An 18,375-nucleotide genomic window follows, 5' to 3' on the forward strand; every position below is an offset into this window, starting at 1 on the left:
ATGGACGAACGCTATATGGCGCGTGCGCTGGAGCTGGCGCGACGCGGTCGCTTTACCACCATGCCAAACCCCAACGTTGGCTGCGTAATCGTACGGGATGGCGAAGTGGTGGGGGAGGGCTGGCATCAGCGTGCCGGTGAACCTCATGCTGAAGTCCACGCGCTGCGGATGGCGGGTGAAAAAGCGCGTGGCGCAACCGCCTATGTCACACTTGAACCCTGCAGTCATTATGGCCGCACGCCGCCCTGTTGCGATGCGCTGATCGCCGCCGGTGTGAAACGTGTTGTGGCTGCCATGCAGGACCCCAATCCCCAGGTCGCCGGCCGTGGACTGCATCGCCTGCATCAGGCGGGCATCGACGTCAGTCACGGCCTGATGATGGCCGACGCGGAGGCACTGAACCGCGGCTTCCTTAAGCGGATGCGCACCGGCTTTCCCTGGGTTCAGCTTAAGCTGGGCGCGTCACTGGATGGCCGGACGGCAATGGCCAGTGGTGAAAGCCAGTGGATCACCTCAGCGGCGGCCCGTCGCGATGTGCAGCGACTACGCGCACAAAGCGCTGCGATCCTCAGCAGCAGCGGCACGGTGCTGGCGGATGACCCCGCCCTGACGGTGCGCTGGTCCGAACTGAACGATGACACCCTGGCCCTGCTGGATGAACAGCCACTGCGCCAGCCAGTGCGGGTCATCATCGACAGCCAGAATCGCGTGACGCCACAGCATCGGATTATTTCGCAGCCGGGTGAAACCTGGCTGATGCGCCACCAGCCGGATCAGCAATGCTGGCCAGAGGCGGTAACGCAAATTGCGGTGCCACTGCGCGAGCAGCAGCTGGATCTGGTTGCGATGATGATGCTGCTGGGACAGCGCCAGATCAACAGCGTCTGGGTAGAAGCAGGTGCAACCCTGGCGGGTGCCCTGTTGCAGGCGGGCGTCGTCGATGAGCTAATCGTCTATCTGGCGCCTAAACTGTTAGGCCATGAAGGGCGCGGCCTCTGCCAGCTGCCCGGACTCAGCCAGCTGGCTGACGCACCGGCTTTCCGTTTCAGTGATGTCCGGCAGATTGGTGATGATTTACGCCTGACACTGACACCGCAATAGCATGGTCGGAAAAGCGAGAGCACGCCGCCCAAGAGTATGATAGAATCCGCCCCCCTGCGCGGGGCTAACCAAACCCCTGAAAGGATAAGTATGAAAGTTATCGAAGCTGCTGTTGCAACGCCTGAGGCCCGTGTTGCCATCGTCATTGCGCGTTTTAACAACTTCATTAATGACAGCCTGCTGGATGGCGCAGTTGATGCCCTGAAACGCATTGGCCAGGTCAAAGATGACAATATCACCGTCGTCTGGGTGCCGGGCGCCTATGAATTGCCACTGGCAGCCCGCACGCTGGCTAACGCCGGCAAACACGATGCGATTATCGCACTCGGCACGGTGATTCGTGGTGGCACCGCTCACTTCGAATATGTGGCGGGTGAAGCCAGCTCCGGTATCGCCAGCGTCGCCATGAACAGCGATATTCCTGTCGCGTTTGGCGTGCTGACCACTGAAAGCATCGAGCAGGCCATTGAACGTGCCGGTACCAAAGCGGGTAACAAGGGTGCTGAAGCGGCACTGACTGCGCTCGAAATGATCAACGTATTGAAAGCCATTAAAGCCTGATTTTTGTAAGGGGAATTTTGTGAAACCTGCTGCTCGTCGTCGCGCCCGTGAGTGCGCTGTTCAGGCGCTTTACTCCTGGCAGTTGTCGAACAACGACATTGCCGATGTGGAATACCAGTTTCTGGCGGAACAGGACGTCAAAGATGTCGACATTACCTACTTCCGCGAACTGCTGTCCGGTGTGGCGACCAACAGTGCGTATCTGGATGGACTGATGAAGCCCTATTTGTCACGTCAGCTTGAAGAGCTGGGACAGATAGAGAAAGCGATTCTGCGTATCTCGCTCTATGAGCTGAGTAAGCGTGATGATGTGCCCTATAAAGTGGCCATCAACGAAGGCATTGAGCTGGCGAAAGTCTTCGGTGCCGAAGACAGTCATAAATTTGTTAACGGCGTGCTGGATAAAGCCGGTCCACAAATTCGACCCCATCGCAAATAAATGAAAAGGCCGGCTTGCCGGCCTTTTTTCATAGAGGGTTAAGCGGAACGTAATTATGTCTTGTGGTGAATTTGAACTCATCGCACGCTACTTCAACCGCAGAACACGCAGCCGCCGTGATGTCGAACTCGGCATCGGTGACGATTGTGCGTTACTTAGCGTGCCGGAAAAACAGACGCTGGCGATCAGCACCGATACCCTGGTCGCGGGCGTGCACTTCTTACGGGATATTCATCCTGCCGATCTGGGGTACAAAGCTCTGGCGGTGAACCTCAGCGATCTTGCCGCGATGGGGGCCGATCCCGCCTGGCTGACGCTGGCCTTAACGCTGCCACAGGTCGATGAAGGCTGGTTGTCCGCCTTCAGCGAAAGCCTGTTCGAACTGCTGGAATATTACGATATGCAGCTGGTCGGCGGTGATACCACGCGTGGGCCGCTGAGCCTGACCCTGGCGATTCACGGCATGGTGCCACAGGGACGCGCGCTTAAGCGTTCCGGTGCGAAACCCGGCGACTGGATCTATGTAACCGGCACGCTGGGCGACAGTGCGGCCGGGCTGGCGCTGCTGCAGCATCACTGCCGCATCAGCGACCCTGTGGTGCATGAGGCGCTGATTAAACGCCATCTGCGCCCGATGCCCCGTATCCTGCAGGGGCAGGCTCTGCGTTCACTCGCCTCGTCAGCGGTGGATATTTCCGACGGCCTGATCTCCGATCTCGGCCATGTGCTGAAAGCCAGCGGCTGTGGGGCACGACTGAATCTGGAGGCGCTGCCGCTGTCGGCGGCGCTGCGCGATCACTTCGACCCTGAGCAGGTGCTGCGCTGGGCGCTGAGTGGCGGCGAAGATTACGAGCTCTGCTTCACGGTGCCGGAAGTGAATCATGGCGCGCTGGATGTGGCGCTGGGTCATCTGGGCGTGCCCTTTACCTGTATCGGGCAGATAGCACCGGCGTCGGAAGGCCTGACGCTGCTGGATAACGGTAAGCCAGCGGCATTCCGCCATAAAGGGTTTGATCACTTTGAGACTAAATAACGACGTGGCGAAAAGCCGCCTGCGGATGAGCAATCCCTGGCATCTGCTGGCAACCGGATTCGGCAGCGGGTTGAGTCCGGTGGTGCCGGGCACCATGGGATCGCTGGCGGCAATCCCCTTCTGGTGGCTGATGACCTTTCTGCCGCAGGATCTCTATTCGCTGGTGGTGCTGGTGGGCATCTGTGTTGGCGTCTATCTGTGCCACCGCACCGCTAAAGACATGGGCGTTCACGATCACGGCAGTATCGTCTGGGATGAGTTTATCGGCATGTGGATTACGCTGATGGCGATTCCGGTCAATAACTGGCAGTGGGTCCTGGGTGGTTTTGTGCTGTTCCGTATTCTCGACATGTGGAAGCCGTGGCCGATTCGCTGGTTTGATCGCAACGTTCACGGTGGCATGGGCATTATGGTTGATGACATTATTGCCGGCGTTATTGCTGCGGCCATGCTCTATGGCATTGGGGTCTGGCTGGCGGGCTGACTGCTAAGCCCGCTTCACGAAGGGTGTGACGCCCGGGCAGGGCGTCAGCTCTGGCATTATTCGAATCCCACCGCCTGATGCGGCTGATAGGCCTCTTCCAGCAGGGCAATTTCCTCGTCACTCAGGATGACCTCTACCGCCTTCACCAGATCTTCAAACTGCTCCGCACGGGATGCGCCGATAATGGGTGCGGTGACGGCAGGCTTGCTCAGCAGCCAGGCGAGCGCCACCTGCGCCCGGGTGACGCCTTTGCTTTCCGCCACCTGCGCCAGTCGCTCAGCGATTGCCGCATCGTTCGCTTCCGTATTGTCATAGAGCTTCGCCATCACCTGATCCGAGGCGGAACGCGCGGTATTTTCACCCCACGGGCGGGTCAGCTTACCGCGCGCCAGTGGGCTCCACGGCAATACGGCAATCTGCTCTTTCAGGCAGAGCGGATGCATTTCACGCTCCTCTTCGCGCTGAATCAGGTTGTATTGATCCTGCATAGTGACAAAGCGGTGCCAGCCCTGTTCTGACTGCATCTGCAGAGCGCGGGCAAACTGGCTGGCATGCATTGAAGAGGCACCGATATAGCGGGCTTTGCCAGACTGTACGACATCATTCAGGGCTTCCAGCGTCTCTTCCAGCGGCGTCTCATAATCCCAGCGGTGGATCTGCAGCAGATCGACATACTCCATGCCGAGACGCTGCAGGCTGTCATCGATCGATTGCAGGATATTGTTGCGCGACAGGCCCTGAGAGAGATTGCTCAGCGGAAAATAGACTTTCGTGGCCACCACGATCTCTTCACGGCGGGCAAAATCTTTCAGCGCGCGGCCCAGAATCTCTTCACTGCTGCCATCAGAGTAGCTGTTAGCGGTGTCGAAAAAGTTGATGCCTGCGTCCAGTGCCTGCTGAATCAGCGGACGACTGCTCGCTTCCGGCAGCGTCCAGGCGTGATTGCCGCGCGTGGGCTCGCCATAGGTCATACAGCCCAGACAAAGACGGGAAACCTGCAGATCGGTGGTACCCAGTTGAATCATTTTCATGGTGGAGGCTCCTGCGAAAGTGCAAAGGTTTTAGCATAGCAGGGCGTTGCGCTCCCGGGAGGGAGCGCAGAGAGGGAGAACGTTACTGTGCCAGCCAGCGGGCGATCTGCTGCTGAATGCCCTCCGCGTCCAGCTGATAGTCATGACGTATTTCATCCTGCGTACCCTGCGGAATGAATTCATCGGGCAGACCGATGTTCAGCACCGGCACAGCCAGGCGTTTCGCCATGACAAATTCATTAACGCCACTGCCGGCACCGCCTTTGATCGCGCCTTCCTCCAGCGTGATCAGCGAGTCGTGCGAGGCGGCCAGCTCGGTGATCAGAGCTTCATCCAGCGGCTTCACAAAGCGCATATCGACCAGCGTGGCGTTCAGTGCGTCGGCAGTGGCGGCGGCTTCCGGCAGCAGCGTGCCGAAGTTCAGGATCGCCAGCTTTTCACCCTGACGTTTCACTACGGCTTTACCCAGCGGCAGGCTCTGCAGCGGCGCCAGCGGCGTGCCGACACCGGTACCACGCGGATAGCGCACGGCGCTGGGGCCATCCTGATAGTGATAGCCGGTATACAGCATCTGGCGGCACTCGTTTTCATCGCTCGGGGTCATGATCACCATATCCGGCACACAGCGCAGATAGGCGAGGTCAAAGGCGCCCTGATGGGTCTGACCATCCGCGCCGACAATACCACCGCGATCGATAGCAAACAGGACCGGCAGTTTCTGGATAGCGACGTCATGAATCAGCTGATCGTAGGCGCGCTGCAGGAAGGTAGAGTAGATGGCAACAATGGGTTTGTAGCCGCCAATCGCCATACCCGCCGCAAAGGTGACCGCATGCTGTTCGGCAATCGCCACATCAAAATATTGTTGCGGGAATTTACGTGAAAAGGCCACCATGCCGGAGCCTTCGCGCATCGCCGGGGTGATCGCCATCAGCTTCGGATCATCTGCGGCCATCTCGCACAGCCAGTTACCGAAGACTTTCGAGTAGCTCGGCAGACCCTCTGCGCTTTTAGGCAGTTCGCCAATGGCCGGGTCGAATTTAGGCACCGCGTGCCAGGCAATCGGATCTTCCTCGGCTGGCGCGTAGCCTTTGCCTTTTTTGGTCATAATATGCAGGAACTGCGGCCCTTTGAGGTTGCGCATGTTGCTCAGCGTATTGACCAGTGTCAGGACATCATGACCGTCAACCGGACCGATGTAATTAAAGCCCAGCTCTTCAAACAGCGTTCCCGGTACGACCATCCCCTTGAGGTGCTCTTCGGTGCGCCTCACCAGTTCTTTGATTGGCGGCAGGCTGGTCAGCACCCGCTTGCTGCCTTCACGCAGGCGGGAATAAGTTTTGCCCGACAGAATCTGCGCCAGGCGGTTGTTCAGCGCGCCGACGTTTTCGGAGATCGACATTTCGTTGTCGTTAAGGATCACCAGCATATCTGGCTTGATATCGCCAGCGTGGTTCATCGCCTCAAACGCCATGCCTGCGGTGATCGCGCCGTCGCCGATAATACAGGCGGTGCGGCGGCCCTGACCTTCACGTTCAGCCGCGGCCGCCATGCCCAGACCGGCACTGATGGAGGTGGAGGAGTGACCAACGCTCAGCACGTCATATTCACTTTCGCCACGCCACGGAAACGGGTGTACGCCATTTTTCTGACGGATGGTGCCGATGCGATCGCGGCGACCCGTCAGAATTTTATGGGGATAAGCCTGATGACCCACATCCCAGACCAGATGATCAAAGGGGGTGTTATAGACATAATGCAGCGCGACCGTCAGTTCGACTACGCCCAGACCCGACGCAAAATGGCCGCTGGAGCGGCTCACGCTGTCTAACAGATACTGACGCAGTTCATCACACAGCGCAGGCAACTTCTCTTTGGGCAGGGCGCGCAGCTCCTGAACCGTGTTTGCCAGCGCCAGTGTCGGGTATTTAGCAATATCAAAACTCATCAGAGACTCATTATGGAAGTTATTTGTCGCGTTCAATTATGAAGCTCGCCAGCGCCTGCAGTGCTGTGGTGTTATAGGAGTGCGCAGCGAGCATTTCTAAAGCATCAAGAGCTTCCTGATACAAATCCCGCGCTTTGGCACGGGCATTTTCAAGGCCTAACAATGAAGGATAGGTGCTTTTTCCCAGATGCTCATCGGCACCCTGGCGTTTTCCGATCACTGCCGTGTCACCCACTACATCCAGAATATCGTCCTGCACCTGAAAGGCGAGACCGATCGCTGCGGCATAGCGGTCCAGCAGTGGCAGCACGTCACGGCCCGCATCGCCGGCCGCCAGGGCACCCAGACGCACGGCGGAACGGATCAGGGCGCCGGTTTTATGACGATGGATCTGCTCAAGCTGGTCGAGATCGACCTGTTTGCCTTCTGCGGCTAAATCCAGTGCCTGTCCGCCACACATCCCGGCAACGCCACTGGCGTGTGCCAGTTCGGAAAGCATCTTCAGACGATATTCCGCGCTGACACCAGGCATCGCTTCATCAGCCAGAATAGAAAAGGCCAGCGTCTGCAGAGCGTCGCCAGCCAGAATCGCGGTGTCTTCGCCATATTTAATGTGACAGGTTGGCTGCCCGCGACGCAATGCATCATCATCCATCGCAGGGAGATCGTCGTGGATCAGAGAGTACGCATGAATGCATTCAACCGCGGCGGCGGGCGCATCCAGACTCGCCGGATCGGCGTGGAGCATTTCGCCGGTAGCGTAGACCAGAAAAGGACGCAGGCGTTTACCGCCTAATAATGCCCCATAATGCATGGCATTCACCAGAGGAGAACTCTGAAAAGGAAGTGGCTCTATAAAACGCGTCAGCGCAGCGTTAACCTGCTGCTGACGATCGTCGAGTAAGCGGGCAAAATCCATTAGTTGTTTTCCGGCGTGAAAGCAGTGAGGTCGGCGTCTTTATCTTCGTTCAGCAGAATACGAACGCGCTGTTCAGCCTGCTGCAGCGTCTGCTGACCGGTACGCGCCAGCTGTACGCCGCGCTCAAACTCATTCAGGGCTTCTTCCAGCGGCAATTCACCACTTTCCAGACGGCTGACAATCTGCTCCAGCTGCTGCAATGACGTTTCAAAGCTGGCTGGCTGTTCGGCTTTTTTCGGCATATTTCGTGTCGACTCACGGTTGGGACATTATCTCGCAATCGGTCATGGTAGCTGAGAGCCTATGATTAGCAAAATAATCAATGCGGCGGCTGATGAAGAAGCAGTCACCTGACAAAGGTGATATACTCCCGCGCCTCGGATGCGGTTGCGCCTTGCAGCCCGCAATTTTGTGATTTTACCAGCTAAGTGCTGCCTGTTTTAGCACTTATTTGCCCAATGAAGCTGTGTCGCCATGAAGTTTATCATCAAGTTATTTCCAGAAATCACCATCAAGAGTCAGTCGGTGCGTTTGCGCTTTATCAAGATTCTTGCCAGCAATATTCGTAATGTCCTGAAAACCGTGAGCGATGACATCGCCGTTGTGCGTTTCTGGGATCACATTGAAGTGCGGTCAAAAAATCCGGCACTGCGGGACATTATTCCCGATGAGCTGACGCGCATTCCGGGGATCCATCACGTTTTAGCAGTCGAAGATCGTGAGTACACCGATGTCCATCACATCTTTGAACAGACGCTGGCGCAGTATCGCGACAGTCTCGAAGGAAAAAGCTTCGCCGTACGTGTAAAACGTCGTGGTAAGCATAGCTTCAGTTCGCAGGATGTGGAGCGTTATGTCGGCGGCGGCCTGAATCAGCACATTGAAAGTGCCCGCGTGCAGCTTAAAAATCCGGACGTGACGGTGCATCTTGAGATTGATGAGAACCGACTGACGCTGGTGACCGCGCGCTATGAAGGCCTGGGCGGTTTCCCGATCGGCACGCAGGAAGATGTGCTGTCGCTGATTTCCGGTGGTTTTGACTCCGGCGTCTCCAGCTACATGCTGTTGCGTCGTGGCAGTCGCGTGCACTACTGCTTCTTTAACCTGGGCGGCGCGGCGCATGAGATTGGTGTCCGTCAGGTGGCGCACTACCTGTGGAATCGTTTTGGCCGTTCACACCGCGTGCGTTTCGTGGCGATCAATTTCGAGCCAGTGGTAGGCGAGATTCTGGAAAAGGTGGATGACGGCCAGATGGGCGTAGTGCTGAAGCGCATGATGGTCCGTGCCGCCTCGACGATTGCAGAACGCTACGGTGTGCAGGCGCTGGTCACCGGTGAAGCGGTCGGTCAGGTGTCGAGCCAGACGCTGACCAACCTGCGCCTGATTGATAATGCGTCCGATACGCTGATTCTGCGTCCCCTGATTTCACACGATAAAGAACACATCATCAAAGTTGCCCGCGAGATCGGCACCGAAGATTTTGCCAGCACCATGCCGGAATATTGTGGCGTGATTTCGAAAAGCCCGACGGTGAAAGCGGTTAAAGCGAAGATTGAGGCCGAAGAGCAGAATTTCGACTTCACCATTCTGGATCGGGTGGTGGAAGAGGCGACCAACGTCGATATCCGTACTATCGCCGAGCAGACCGAAGAGGAAGTGGCAGAGGTAGAAACCGTCGCCCTGCTGAGTGAAAACGATGTGGTGCTGGATATCCGCGCCATTGATGAACAGGAAGAGAATCCGCTGACGCTGAACGCCACGGAAGTGAAGTCGCTGCCGTTCTATAAACTCAGCACCCAGTTTGGCAATCTCGACCAGAACCGCACCTGGCTGCTCTACTGCGATCGCGGTGTGATGAGCCGTCTGCAGGCGCTCTACCTGCATGAGCAGGGCTTTAAGAACGTCAAAGTCTACCGTCCGTAAAGCCATTGTGTGTTGCCAGTCAGGCCTGCTCAGGGCTGACTGGCGTTAACGAAACGGCCTGTTTTAAGCCTGATAGTCGTAAATGCCGGGGGCCAGCACCAGCTGTGCCGCAACGTCGCGCGCCTTCTCTTTTCCCACCAGCAGATCGACAAGCTTCAGCGCAAAATCTATCGCCGTGCCCGGCCCCTGGCTGGTCAGCAGATTGACGCGGGGATCCCAGACGACCCGACGCTCCATCCACTGCTCAGCCGGGATAGTCTCTTTTAAGCCGGGAAAGCCGGTCATGTTGCCGATGGGGAAAAGCGCGTGCGGGATCAATACCGTGCCTGTCGCTGCGCAGATCGCGGCGACGATTTTCTCATTGAGGTGAAACTGACGGACTGTTTCGACCAGCAACGGACTGTCGCGAAAGGTTTCCGCTCCTTTGAGGCCACCGGGCAGGACAATCGCGGCGAAATCGTTGTCGGCGACGTTGACAAGCGTGACGTCAGCCAGCAGACGCACACCGCGTGAGCAGACGATCTCCCGGCTGCCATCGCTTTCGACGCTGGCGGTGACGACCCTGAGTCCTGCCCGAACCAGCAGATCGATGGTGGTGACGGCTTCGGTTTCTTCACTGCCATGTGCCAGGCAGACCAGCACCGATGCGTTCGCGCTCATAATGAGACTCCTTGCGTTTAATCATGTCATACAGACGGCTGTTCTCCGTCAGCACCAGACCGTGCGTCCGGGCGCGGCGCAGCAGAAAACCGCTGATATAATCGATTTCGGTGAGCCGCTGGGCCCGGACGTCCTGCAGCATTGATGAGGTATTGGCTGCAGTGCTTTCAATCACATCGAAGATAATGTCCTGCAGACTTTCGCTGGCGATGCTCTGACCTTCACGCTCCATCACCCAGCTGATCTCTTCGCAGAGTTGCGCAATCTGTGCCGGATAAGCGCGCAGGGCGCCATTCTGACAATCATATTCAACACTCAGCGGATTGACGACGCAGTTAACGGCCAGCTTACGCCAGCAGGCCGCCCGGATATTATCGTGCCAGGCCACGTCGGGCAGGGCAGGGTGCAGGATATCGGCAAGGTCGCTGTAGGCTGCACTCTTGCGGTTACCGGGGCCGATGTGGGTGATGCCGCTGGCAATATGTTTAATGACGGTACCATCGCGCATGGCGGCATGGGTCGTGACGCCGCGCAGCAGAGGCTGTGTCAGTCCTTTCAGCTCCTCCAGCGTGCCCATGCCATTGTGCAGCAGCAGTACCGGACAGTCCTCTGGCAGCACACTTTCCAGGTTTTTGACGGCGGGAGAAACCTGCGGCGCTTTGAGCGTGACCAGCAGAAGCTGACTTTCCGACAGAAACAGCGGATCGTTGGCAATAAATGTGCGATTCGAGATATTGCCCTGTGGGTCGATCACGTTCGCCGAGCAGTAAGGCTGCGGCACCCGCAACCATCCCTGCACTTCATGTCCCTGGCGGGCAAGCGCGGTCAGCCAGACCTGACCCAGCGCCCCGCAACCTAACACGGTAATTTTCATACTGCCTCCCGCTGGCGGGCTATCCATCTGTTATTTGCTGTCACACTCTTATTATAGCGTTGTGTGCAGCCTGATTTTATTTAGCACCTCAAGACGCGTATTATGCATGTCACTTTAGCGTCAGGAGAAGAAGAGATGCCATCTTTCGATATCGTTTCAGAAGTCGATCTGCAGGAAATTCGCAATGCGGTGGAGAATGCTAACCGTGAAGTGTCGACCCGCTTCGATTTCCGTAACGTGAGCGCCGAGTTTGAGCTCAACGAAAAGAATGAAACCATTAAAATCACCAGCGAATCCGATTTTCAGGTTAAGCAGCTGGTCGATATTCTGCGTGAGAAACTACTGAAGCGCGGCATTGAAGGCGGTGCTTTAGACGTGCCGGAAGAGATTGAACACAGCGGTAAGAGCTGGACGGTTGAGGCAAAACTGAAAAAGGGCATTGAAAGCGACGTCGCGAAGAAGCTGGTAAAGCTGATCAAAGACAGCAAGCTGAAAGTGCAGACGCAGATCCAGGGCGAAGCCCTGCGTGTGACCGGAAAAGCGCGTGACGATTTGCAGAGTGCGATGGCGATCGTGCGCGGCAGCAATCTGGGGCAGCCGTTCCAGTTTAAAAACTTCCGCGACTAAGCGGGGCAGGCTGGGTATTCTCAGCATGAAGACTGCGATGAAAAACCCGGCTTATGCCGGGTTTTTTGTTGTTAGTGGGGCAACAGGCTAAAAGGTATTTAGCGTAAGGCGCTGGCTATGAGTAAGGACGTCTGCAGGCGCGCGTTCAGGCTCAGGAAGCCTGTACCTTCCGCAAAGACGCAAAAGCGCCATCCCTGGCAGGCTCCGCGCGGGCATGGAGGGCGGCTTTTGCGTCTTTTCACTCTGGTCGCCTTCCCTGAGCAAACTCAGATCCCGCTGCGATACTGGTCAGAAGCGGGACCCGGTGACTTTTCAGCAACTCCCCAGCAACGCTTCCAGCTCAGGGCGGCTGGTAACTTTACTGTCGATTTTGATGTAGGCACTTTTCTCTTCCGGCACGATAAATACGGAGTTAACGCCTTTCTGCGCTTTCAGGCGCTGCTCCAGATTCGGCAAAGCCAGTGCCGCGTCACTCAGCACAATGCGCAGGCTGCTGACATAAGGCGGCTCCTGCATCGTCATGCTGACAAACAGCCAGGCTACTGCCACCATCGCGCCAACCAGGAAGACGGTCTGCGCATCGAAATGCCCAAATACCCAGCCGCCCATGCTGCCACCTACTGCGACGCCCAGGAACTGGCTGGTGGAGTAAATGCCCATCGCCGTGCCTTTATAACCGGCAGGTGACTCTTTACTGATCAGCGAAGGGAGAATGGCTTCCATCAGGTTAAAGGCGAAGAAGAAGAGCTGAACGCCTAGTACTAAAGTCCAGAAATGCCCCTCTGCGCCCCACAGCACGATCTCAGCTATCACAATCATTCCGACGCAGCCGACAAAGACGCGCTTCATGCGGCGCTTCACTTCGGCATAGATGATGAACGGCACCACACCCGCAAAGGCGATCAGCATGGTGGTGAGATAGACCTTCCAGTGTTCGGGGGCCGGAAAGCCCGCCTGCTCAAACTGACCCGGCAGAGCCACAAAGCTCGACATCAGCAGGACATGAAGGCAGAAAATGCCGAAATTCAGCTTCACCAGACGCGGATTGGCCAGCACTTTGCGGAAGCTGCCTTTGACCATGCCCGATTCGCGGTTCAGCACATGATGTGAGGCAGAGGGCACCACCAGCAGCGTAATCAGGATACCCAGTGAAGCCAGGATCGCAATCATCCAGAAGAGCGCATGCAGACCCAGCGCGTGGGTCACGATCGGGCCGACAACCATGGCAATCGCGAACGTAATGCCAAAACTGATGCCGATAAACGCCATCGCTTTAGTGCGGTTCTGTTCGCGGGTTAAATCGGACAGGAGGGCCATGACGGCCGCGGCAATCGCCCCTGAGCCCTGTAGCGCACGGCCCAGAATGATGCCCCAGATAGAGTCGGTGCTGGCAGCGATCACGCTGCCCAGTACAAACAGCAACAGCCCGCCAACGATCAGCGGCTTACGCCCGATGCGATCGGAGAGCAGACCAAAAGGGATCTGAAATATGGCCTGAGCAAGGCCATAAATACCAATTGCCAGTCCAATCAGGGCTTCACTCGCACCCTGTAATGCCATGCCATAAGTGGTCAGTACCGGCAGGACCATAAACATTCCCAGCATCCGCAGGGAAAAGACCGTACCGAGGCCCCATGTGGCACGCAGCTCCACCGGAGTCATTTTATTATCGTTCATTCCAACCTCTGTTAATGTGCTGCATTTATTCTAGGGGGCGGGGCAGGGCGGGTAAAACAATAGTTTTTAAGCAGTGGTAACAAAAAGAAAGGGCGCGAAAATCGCGCCCTTTTCATGTCATTTCGGTGTCGGTTACCAGACGTAAGTCAGCAGGTCCTTCGACACGGGTGCCATCGAATCGACCGACATCATCACGCTCAGTGCGGTGATGGTGACGATTGAGAAGACAAACAGTTTACGCGCCCAGACACGGTCATCTGCCGTTTTATAACCCGACAATGCCATGCCCAGCCACCAGACGCTGACCGCAGCGGCCACCACCAGATATTTGTAGCCCGCGTAACCGCCCAGCGTCAGCATCAGCGTGGCAATCATAAACGCCAGGATATAGAGCGTAATATGATTTTTAGCCACTGAAATACCTTTCACCACCGGCAGAACCGGGATGTTCGCTGCCTGGTAATCTTTAAAGCGGAAGATAGCAATCGCGTACGAATGCGGCATCTGCCACAGGCTAAAGATAGCCAGCAGGATTAACGCGCCTGCATCAAACTGGTTGGAGACGGCGCAGTAGCCGATAACCGGCGGCGCAGCACCCGACAGACTGCCAATCAGCGTGCCGTAAACGGAGTGACGCTTCATGTAGAGGCTGTAAATACCCACGTAAACCACGAAGCCCATCACCGCCAGCCACATGGCCAGCGGATTAGCACCGAAGTAGAGCAACGCAAAGCCAGCAATACCCAACACAGTGGCGTAAACCAGGCTTACCTTCGCGGAGATGAGGCCTTTTACCAGCACCCGATTCCTGGTTCTCTCCATCTTGATGTCGATGTCGCGGTCGATCACGTTGTTGAAAACACAACCGGATGCAACCACCAGTGACACGCCCACCAGGGTGATGAGAAACAGGGCGTAATCCGTGTTGCCTTTAGAGGCCAACAGGAATCCGCCGATCACAGAAATTAAATTCCCGAAAATAATTCCTGGTTTTGTAACTTGCAGGTATTGCTTAAACATTACGTGTGACTCTTTAGTGAGGCATCATGTTGTAGTTGAGGTTCCACATGATCCACAGTGAGCCTACTACGACAATCAGGATGATGATGGCCGAGAAGACAATGGCTACCATGTTCCAGCCACCCTCAGATTTGCTGTCTAAGTGCAGGAAGTAAACCAGGTGCACCAGCACCTGAATCACCGCACACACCAGGACAACACCAAGGATCGTACCGTGAGATGCACTGCCATCCATTACCATCCAGAACGGGATTGCCGTCAGGATGATAGAGAGGATAAAGCCGATCATGTAGGACTTCACGCTACCGTGTGAAGCGCCATGTTCGTTAACAGAATGACTCATTACATGGCTCCCATCAGGTAAACAACGGTGAAGACGCAAATCCAGACCACGTCCAGGAAGTGCCAGAACAGGCTCAGGCACATGATACGGGTGCGGTTAGTCGCGTTCAGGCCACGCCTGGAAATCTGGAACATCAGAACCAGCATCCAGATCAGACCGGAGGTCACGTGCAGGCCGTGGGTACCGACCAGCGTAAAGAAGCCAGACAGGAAGCCGCTGCGATTCGGGCCAAAGCCTTCAGCAATCAGATGATGGAATTCATAGATCTCCATCCCGATGAAGCCCAGACCGAACAGGAAGGTCAGCGCCAGCCAGCCGATAACGGCCCCTTTTTGCTCCTTGTTCATGGAGATAACAGCCATGCCGTAAGTGATTGAACTCAGCAGCAGCAGGGCGGTTTCTACCAGAACAAATGGCAGCTCAAAGATATCTTTACCTGCCGGGCCACCGGCAGTGTTGTTAACCATGACAGCATAGGTCGCAAACAGGGTTGCGAAGATAATGCAGTCACTCATCAGGTAGATCCAGAAGCCAAAGACTTTATTGGCTCCTGCATCGTGATGCCCATGCTCCGCATGGGCGTCGTGGTGATGTTTAATCAGAGTTTCAGTTGACATTATTTCAGACCTGCTTTGCTGATTTCGTCAAAGTGCTGGTTTTCAATCTTCTGAACTTCAGCAACCGGAACGTAGTAATCCACGTCTTCGTCGAAGCTCTTCACGATCCAGGTAACGATCATGCCGAGGAATGAAAGACCCGCCATCCACCAGATATGCCAGATCAGCGCGAAACCCATTACCGTTGCGAATGCGCAAATGACGATAGCGGCACCGCTGTTTTTCGGCATATGAATCTCTTCATACGATGCCGGCTGTTTGTACGCTTCGCCTTTCTCTTTCATTTCCCAGAAAGCGTCGCGCTCATGCACGTGTGGGATAACAGCAAAGTTATAGAACGGTGGTGGTGAAGAGGTTGCCCACTCCAGCGTACGTCCGCCCCACGGGTCACCGGTCAGATCACGGTTCTGATGACGGTCGCGGACCGAAACATAGAACATGGTCAGCTGGCACAGGATACCCAGTGCAATCAGACCTGCACCGACCGCAGCAACCACCAGCAGAGAGTGGAACTGTGGATCGATATCCTGGCTCAGACGACGGGTCATCCCCATGAAGCCCAGTGCGTACAGCGGCATAAAGGCAACGAAGAAGCCGATAATCCAGAACCAGAATGCGCGCTTGCCCCAGGTTTCGTTCAGGGTAAAGCCGAAGGCTTTCGGGAACCAGTAGGTCACGCCCGCCATACAACCGAAGACCACACCACCGATAATAACGTTATGGAAGTGCGCAATCAGGAACAGGCTGTTGTGCAGAATAAAGTCAGCACCCGGAACGGCCAGCAGAACACCGGTCATACCCCCGACAGAGAAGGTTACCAGGAAGCCAACGGTCCACAGCATGGCAGAGTGCATCTGAATGCGGCCCTGGTACATGGTGAACAGCCAGTTAAAGATTTTAACCCCGGTCGGAATCGCGATGATCATCGTCATGATACCGAAGAAGGCGTTAACGTTGGCACCCGCACCCATGGTGAAGAAGTGGTGCAGCCAGACGATGAACGACAGAACGGTAATGGCGATAGTCGCCCAGACCAGAGAGGTATAACCAAACAGACGTTTTTTGGAGAAGGTCGCGGTAATTTCTGCGAACACACCAAACACCGGCAGTACCAGGATATACACTTCCGGATGACCCCAGACCCAGATCAGGTTGACGTACATCATCATGTTCCCGCCCATTTCATTCGTGAAGAAATGGAAGTCGAGATAACGATCAAGGGTCAACAGCGCCAGGGTCACGGTCAGAACCGGGAACGCAGCGATGATCAGGACGTTGGTGCACAGCGCGGTCCAGGTGAAGACCGGCATTTTGAACAGGCTCATGCCCGGCGCACGCATCTTCAGGATGGTCACGAAGAAGTTAATACCGGTTAAGGTCGTACCAATACCTGAAAGCTGAAGGCTCCAGATCCAGTAATCGACCCCGACGCCGGGACTGTACTCCGCGCCGGAGAGCGGCGGATAGGCCAGCCAACCGGTCTGTGCGAACTCGCCCACACCCAGAGAAATGTTAACCAGGATCACACCGACCGCAGTAAACCAGAAGCTCAGGTTGTTCAGGAACGGGAACGCAACGTCGCGTGCACCAATCTGCAACGGAACGGCGATGTTCATCAGGCCAACCACGAAAGGCATCGCCACGAAGAAGATCATAATCACGCCGTGCGCGGTAAAGATCTGGTCGTAGTGGTGCGGTGGCAGAATGCCCGCTTCACCGGCCGAAGCCATAACCTGTTGGGTACGCATCATGATAGCATCAGCGAAACCACGCAGCAGCATGACGAACGCCATGATGACATACATGATACCCAGGCGTTTGTGGTCGACTGACGTCAGCCATTCAGACCACAGATATTTCCACTTACCAAAATAGGTGAGCGCAGCGACCAGCGCCAGACCACCTAAGATGATAGCGGCGACCGTAACCATGATAATCGGTTCATGGTACGGCACTGCATCCAGTGTTAATTTTCCGAACATCGTATTATTCCTCGGCTCCCGCGGAAGCGGTGTGACTCATGTCCATACCTTCATGCTGTGGCATGTCCATTTTCCCGTGGCTCATCTTGAACTTGTCGATGACTTGCATGAACAGTTTCGGATCAGCTGAAGAGAAATATTCCACCGGGTGATTTTCGCTTGGTACAGCGACCTTCTCGAAATCATCCATGGTGGTCAGCGTGTTAGGGGCTGCTTTAACTTTAGCCACCCACTGCTGGAATTCCGCATCGTCTTTGGTTGCAATGGCTTTAAACTTCATGCCAGAGAAACCACGACCACTGAAGTTCGCAGAGATACCGTCGAAAGTTCCCGGCTCATTCGCAATCAGATGCAGCTTGGTCTGCATACCGGCCATCGCATAAATCTGGCTGCCGAGCGTTGGGATGAAGAAAGAGTTCATGACGGAGTTAGAGGTGATTTTGAAGTTCACCGGAGTATTTGCCGGGAAGGCAATCTGGTTTACGGTTGCAATACCCTGTTCCGGGTAAATGAACAACCATTTCCAGTCCAGTGCAACCACATCGATCTCAACCGGCTTAACATCGGATTGCAGCGGTTTGCTGGGCTCCAGTGCATGGGTCGATTTCCAGGTCAGCACGCTGAGGAAGAGAATGATCAGGATCGGAATGGTCCAGACCACGGCTTCAACTTTGTTAGAGTGTGACCAGTTGGGGCTGTACTTCGCACTTGTGTTGGATGCCCGATATTTCCAGGCAAACACCACGGCCATCAGGACTGCGGGAATCACGACGATCAACATCAGGCCAAAGGCAGTCAGTATCAGCGAACGTTGCTCCAGTGCAATCTGTCCTTTGGGATTTAACAATGCACTATCGCAGCCACTCATTAATAAAGTGCCTGCAATTAATGACAAAATCCCCAAACTTTTATTGTATTTACTGAGTCTCATTTAACGACCTCAATGACAAAGGGCTCTATTGTCGTTTAAGTGTGCGCGCATTTTACGGGAAGGTTTATGCAGTGTAAACCAGCTTAAGGATGTGTCAGATGCGTGTTGACACCTTTTGCTGGGGGTGTCACAGATGTTGCGTCAGGTGACAAATAGTTAACGCAGACAAGCAGTTGCCACCAATATAACAAAAACCAATGAAAGC

At 55.7% G+C, this 18,375-nt stretch carries 19 protein-coding genes; 7 read left to right on the forward strand and 12 right to left on the reverse strand.

Going from position 1 to position 18,375, the window contains the following annotated elements:
• The 5 genes from ribD to pgpA all read left to right on the forward strand — a co-directional run bounded on the left by ribD (position 1) and on the right by pgpA (position 3,618).
• On the forward strand, positions 1–1,101 hold the full coding sequence (ribD, locus tag RT657_RS10510) for a bifunctional diaminohydroxyphosphoribosylaminopyrimidine deaminase/5-amino-6-(5-phosphoribosylamino)uracil reductase RibD (RefSeq protein WP_313654357.1): 1,101 nt from the start codon (positions 1–3) through the stop codon (positions 1,099–1,101).
• A 90-nt stretch (positions 1,102–1,191) separates the two neighbouring features.
• Positions 1,192–1,662: a 6,7-dimethyl-8-ribityllumazine synthase gene (gene ribE / locus RT657_RS10515; protein WP_111140005.1), complete on the forward strand. Its 471-nt coding sequence runs from the start codon at positions 1,192–1,194 to the stop codon at positions 1,660–1,662.
• A gap of 19 nt (positions 1,663–1,681) precedes the next feature.
• Positions 1,682–2,101, forward strand: coding sequence for a transcription antitermination factor NusB (gene nusB / locus RT657_RS10520; RefSeq protein WP_313654359.1), 420 nt, complete (start codon positions 1,682–1,684; stop codon positions 2,099–2,101).
• Between the two features lie 55 nt (positions 2,102–2,156).
• Positions 2,157–3,134 carry a thiamine-phosphate kinase gene (gene thiL, locus RT657_RS10525; RefSeq protein WP_313654360.1) on the forward strand — a complete coding sequence of 326 codons (978 nt, stop codon included), beginning with the start codon at positions 2,157–2,159 and terminating at the stop codon, positions 3,132–3,134.
• On the forward strand, positions 3,121–3,618 hold the full coding sequence (pgpA, locus tag RT657_RS10530; protein ID WP_409520990.1) for a phosphatidylglycerophosphatase A: 498 nt from the start codon (positions 3,121–3,123) through the stop codon (positions 3,616–3,618). The genes thiL and pgpA overlap by 14 nt, the downstream gene beginning before the upstream one ends.
• Before the next feature lie 56 nt (positions 3,619–3,674).
• Here the strand turns inward: pgpA and RT657_RS10535 are convergent, their stop codons facing one another.
• The 4 genes from RT657_RS10535 to xseB form a co-directional block, all read right to left on the reverse strand.
• Entirely contained in the window at positions 3,675–4,649 is a 975-nt protein-coding gene (locus tag RT657_RS10535) for an aldo/keto reductase (protein WP_313654363.1), read from the reverse strand.
• A gap of 82 nt (positions 4,650–4,731) precedes the next feature.
• Positions 4,732–6,597 carry a 1-deoxy-D-xylulose-5-phosphate synthase gene (dxs, locus tag RT657_RS10540; protein ID WP_313654366.1) on the reverse strand — a complete coding sequence of 622 codons (1,866 nt, stop codon included), beginning with the start codon at positions 6,595–6,597 and terminating at the stop codon, positions 4,732–4,734.
• Between the two features lie 19 nt (positions 6,598–6,616).
• Positions 6,617–7,516, reverse strand: coding sequence for a (2E,6E)-farnesyl diphosphate synthase (gene ispA / locus RT657_RS10545; RefSeq protein ID WP_313654367.1), 900 nt, complete (start codon positions 7,514–7,516; stop codon positions 6,617–6,619).
• Positions 7,516–7,758 (reverse strand): exodeoxyribonuclease VII small subunit, encoded by a 243-nt coding sequence (gene xseB / locus RT657_RS10550; protein WP_313654368.1) that lies wholly within the window; start codon positions 7,756–7,758, stop codon positions 7,516–7,518. The genes ispA and xseB overlap by 1 nt, the downstream gene beginning before the upstream one ends.
• A 232-nt stretch (positions 7,759–7,990) precedes the next feature.
• Here xseB and thiI point away from each other — a divergent pair, with 232 nt between their 5' ends.
• Complete coding sequence (gene thiI, locus RT657_RS10555; protein WP_313654369.1) at positions 7,991–9,439, forward strand: tRNA uracil 4-sulfurtransferase ThiI; 1,449 nt, start codon at positions 7,991–7,993, stop codon at positions 9,437–9,439.
• Positions 9,440–9,502: 63 nt separating this feature from the next.
• On the opposite strand, the gene yajL is transcribed toward thiI, so the two are convergent.
• Positions 9,503–10,099 carry a protein deglycase YajL gene (gene yajL, locus RT657_RS10560; protein ID WP_313654371.1) on the reverse strand — a complete coding sequence of 199 codons (597 nt, stop codon included), beginning with the start codon at positions 10,097–10,099 and terminating at the stop codon, positions 9,503–9,505.
• The gene (gene panE / locus RT657_RS10565) at positions 10,053–10,973 is read right to left on the reverse strand and encodes a 2-dehydropantoate 2-reductase (RefSeq protein WP_313654373.1); all 921 of its coding nucleotides are present in this window, start codon (positions 10,971–10,973) and stop codon (positions 10,053–10,055) included. The genes yajL and panE overlap by 47 nt, the downstream gene beginning before the upstream one ends.
• Before the next feature lie 135 nt (positions 10,974–11,108).
• Between panE and RT657_RS10570 the strand changes: the two genes are divergently transcribed.
• Positions 11,109–11,600: a YajQ family cyclic di-GMP-binding protein gene (locus RT657_RS10570; protein WP_313654374.1), complete on the forward strand. Its 492-nt coding sequence runs from the start codon at positions 11,109–11,111 to the stop codon at positions 11,598–11,600.
• 312 nt (positions 11,601–11,912) lie between these two features.
• Here RT657_RS10570 and RT657_RS10575 read toward each other — a convergent pair whose 3' ends face one another.
• From RT657_RS10575 to cyoA, 6 genes are all read right to left on the reverse strand, one after another.
• Complete coding sequence (locus tag RT657_RS10575) at positions 11,913–13,277, reverse strand: MFS transporter (RefSeq protein ID WP_313654376.1); 1,365 nt, start codon at positions 13,275–13,277, stop codon at positions 11,913–11,915.
• A gap of 132 nt (positions 13,278–13,409) precedes the next feature.
• Positions 13,410–14,297, reverse strand: coding sequence for a heme o synthase (cyoE, locus tag RT657_RS10580; protein WP_111142256.1), 888 nt, complete (start codon positions 14,295–14,297; stop codon positions 13,410–13,412).
• Between the two features lie 13 nt (positions 14,298–14,310).
• Positions 14,311–14,640 carry a cytochrome o ubiquinol oxidase subunit IV gene (locus RT657_RS10585; RefSeq protein ID WP_008924889.1) on the reverse strand — a complete coding sequence of 110 codons (330 nt, stop codon included), beginning with the start codon at positions 14,638–14,640 and terminating at the stop codon, positions 14,311–14,313.
• Entirely contained in the window at positions 14,640–15,257 is a 618-nt protein-coding gene (locus tag RT657_RS10590) for a cytochrome o ubiquinol oxidase subunit III (RefSeq protein ID WP_313654379.1), read from the reverse strand. The genes RT657_RS10585 and RT657_RS10590 overlap by 1 nt, the downstream gene beginning before the upstream one ends.
• Positions 15,257–17,239, reverse strand: coding sequence for a cytochrome o ubiquinol oxidase subunit I (gene cyoB, locus RT657_RS10595; protein WP_313654380.1), 1,983 nt, complete (start codon positions 17,237–17,239; stop codon positions 15,257–15,259). The genes RT657_RS10590 and cyoB overlap by 1 nt, the downstream gene beginning before the upstream one ends.
• Before the next feature lie 4 nt (positions 17,240–17,243).
• Positions 17,244–18,170 (reverse strand): cytochrome o ubiquinol oxidase subunit II, encoded by a 927-nt coding sequence (cyoA, locus tag RT657_RS10600; protein WP_313654381.1) that lies wholly within the window; start codon positions 18,168–18,170, stop codon positions 17,244–17,246.
• Positions 18,171–18,375 lie beyond the last annotated feature (205 nt).

Source organism: Pantoea sp., from assembly GCF_032114055.1.
Classification (GTDB): Bacteria; Pseudomonadota; Gammaproteobacteria; order Enterobacterales; family Enterobacteriaceae; genus Pantoea.

Coding starts and splice junctions, on each gene's coding strand:
- ribD (WP_313654357.1), top strand. CDS start 1: ATGGACGAACGCTATATGGCGCGTGCGCTGGAGCTGGCGCGACGCGGT.
- ribE (WP_111140005.1), top strand. CDS start 1,192: ATGAAAGTTATCGAAGCTGCTGTTGCAACGCCTGAGGCCCGTGTTGCC.
- thiL (WP_313654360.1), top strand. CDS start 2,157: ATGTCTTGTGGTGAATTTGAACTCATCGCACGCTACTTCAACCGCAGA.
- RT657_RS10535 (WP_313654363.1), bottom strand. CDS start 4,649: ATGAAAATGATTCAACTGGGTACCACCGATCTGCAGGTTTCCCGTCTT.
- dxs (WP_313654366.1), bottom strand. CDS start 6,597: ATGAGTTTTGATATTGCTAAATACCCGACACTGGCGCTGGCAAACACG.
- ispA (WP_313654367.1), bottom strand. CDS start 7,516: ATGGATTTTGCCCGCTTACTCGACGATCGTCAGCAGCAGGTTAACGCT.
- xseB (WP_313654368.1), bottom strand. CDS start 7,758: ATGCCGAAAAAAGCCGAACAGCCAGCCAGCTTTGAAACGTCATTGCAG.
- thiI (WP_313654369.1), top strand. CDS start 7,991: ATGAAGTTTATCATCAAGTTATTTCCAGAAATCACCATCAAGAGTCAG.
- yajL (WP_313654371.1), bottom strand. CDS start 10,099: ATGAGCGCGAACGCATCGGTGCTGGTCTGCCTGGCACATGGCAGTGAA.
- panE (WP_313654373.1), bottom strand. CDS start 10,973: ATGAAAATTACCGTGTTAGGTTGCGGGGCGCTGGGTCAGGTCTGGCTG.
- RT657_RS10570 (WP_313654374.1), top strand. CDS start 11,109: ATGCCATCTTTCGATATCGTTTCAGAAGTCGATCTGCAGGAAATTCGC.
- RT657_RS10575 (WP_313654376.1), bottom strand. CDS start 13,277: ATGAACGATAATAAAATGACTCCGGTGGAGCTGCGTGCCACATGGGGC.
- cyoE (WP_111142256.1), bottom strand. CDS start 14,297: ATGTTTAAGCAATACCTGCAAGTTACAAAACCAGGAATTATTTTCGGG.
- RT657_RS10585 (WP_008924889.1), bottom strand. CDS start 14,640: ATGAGTCATTCTGTTAACGAACATGGCGCTTCACACGGTAGCGTGAAG.
- RT657_RS10590 (WP_313654379.1), bottom strand. CDS start 15,257: ATGTCAACTGAAACTCTGATTAAACATCACCACGACGCCCATGCGGAG.
- cyoB (WP_313654380.1), bottom strand. CDS start 17,239: ATGTTCGGAAAATTAACACTGGATGCAGTGCCGTACCATGAACCGATT.
- cyoA (WP_313654381.1), bottom strand. CDS start 18,170: ATGAGACTCAGTAAATACAATAAAAGTTTGGGGATTTTGTCATTAATT.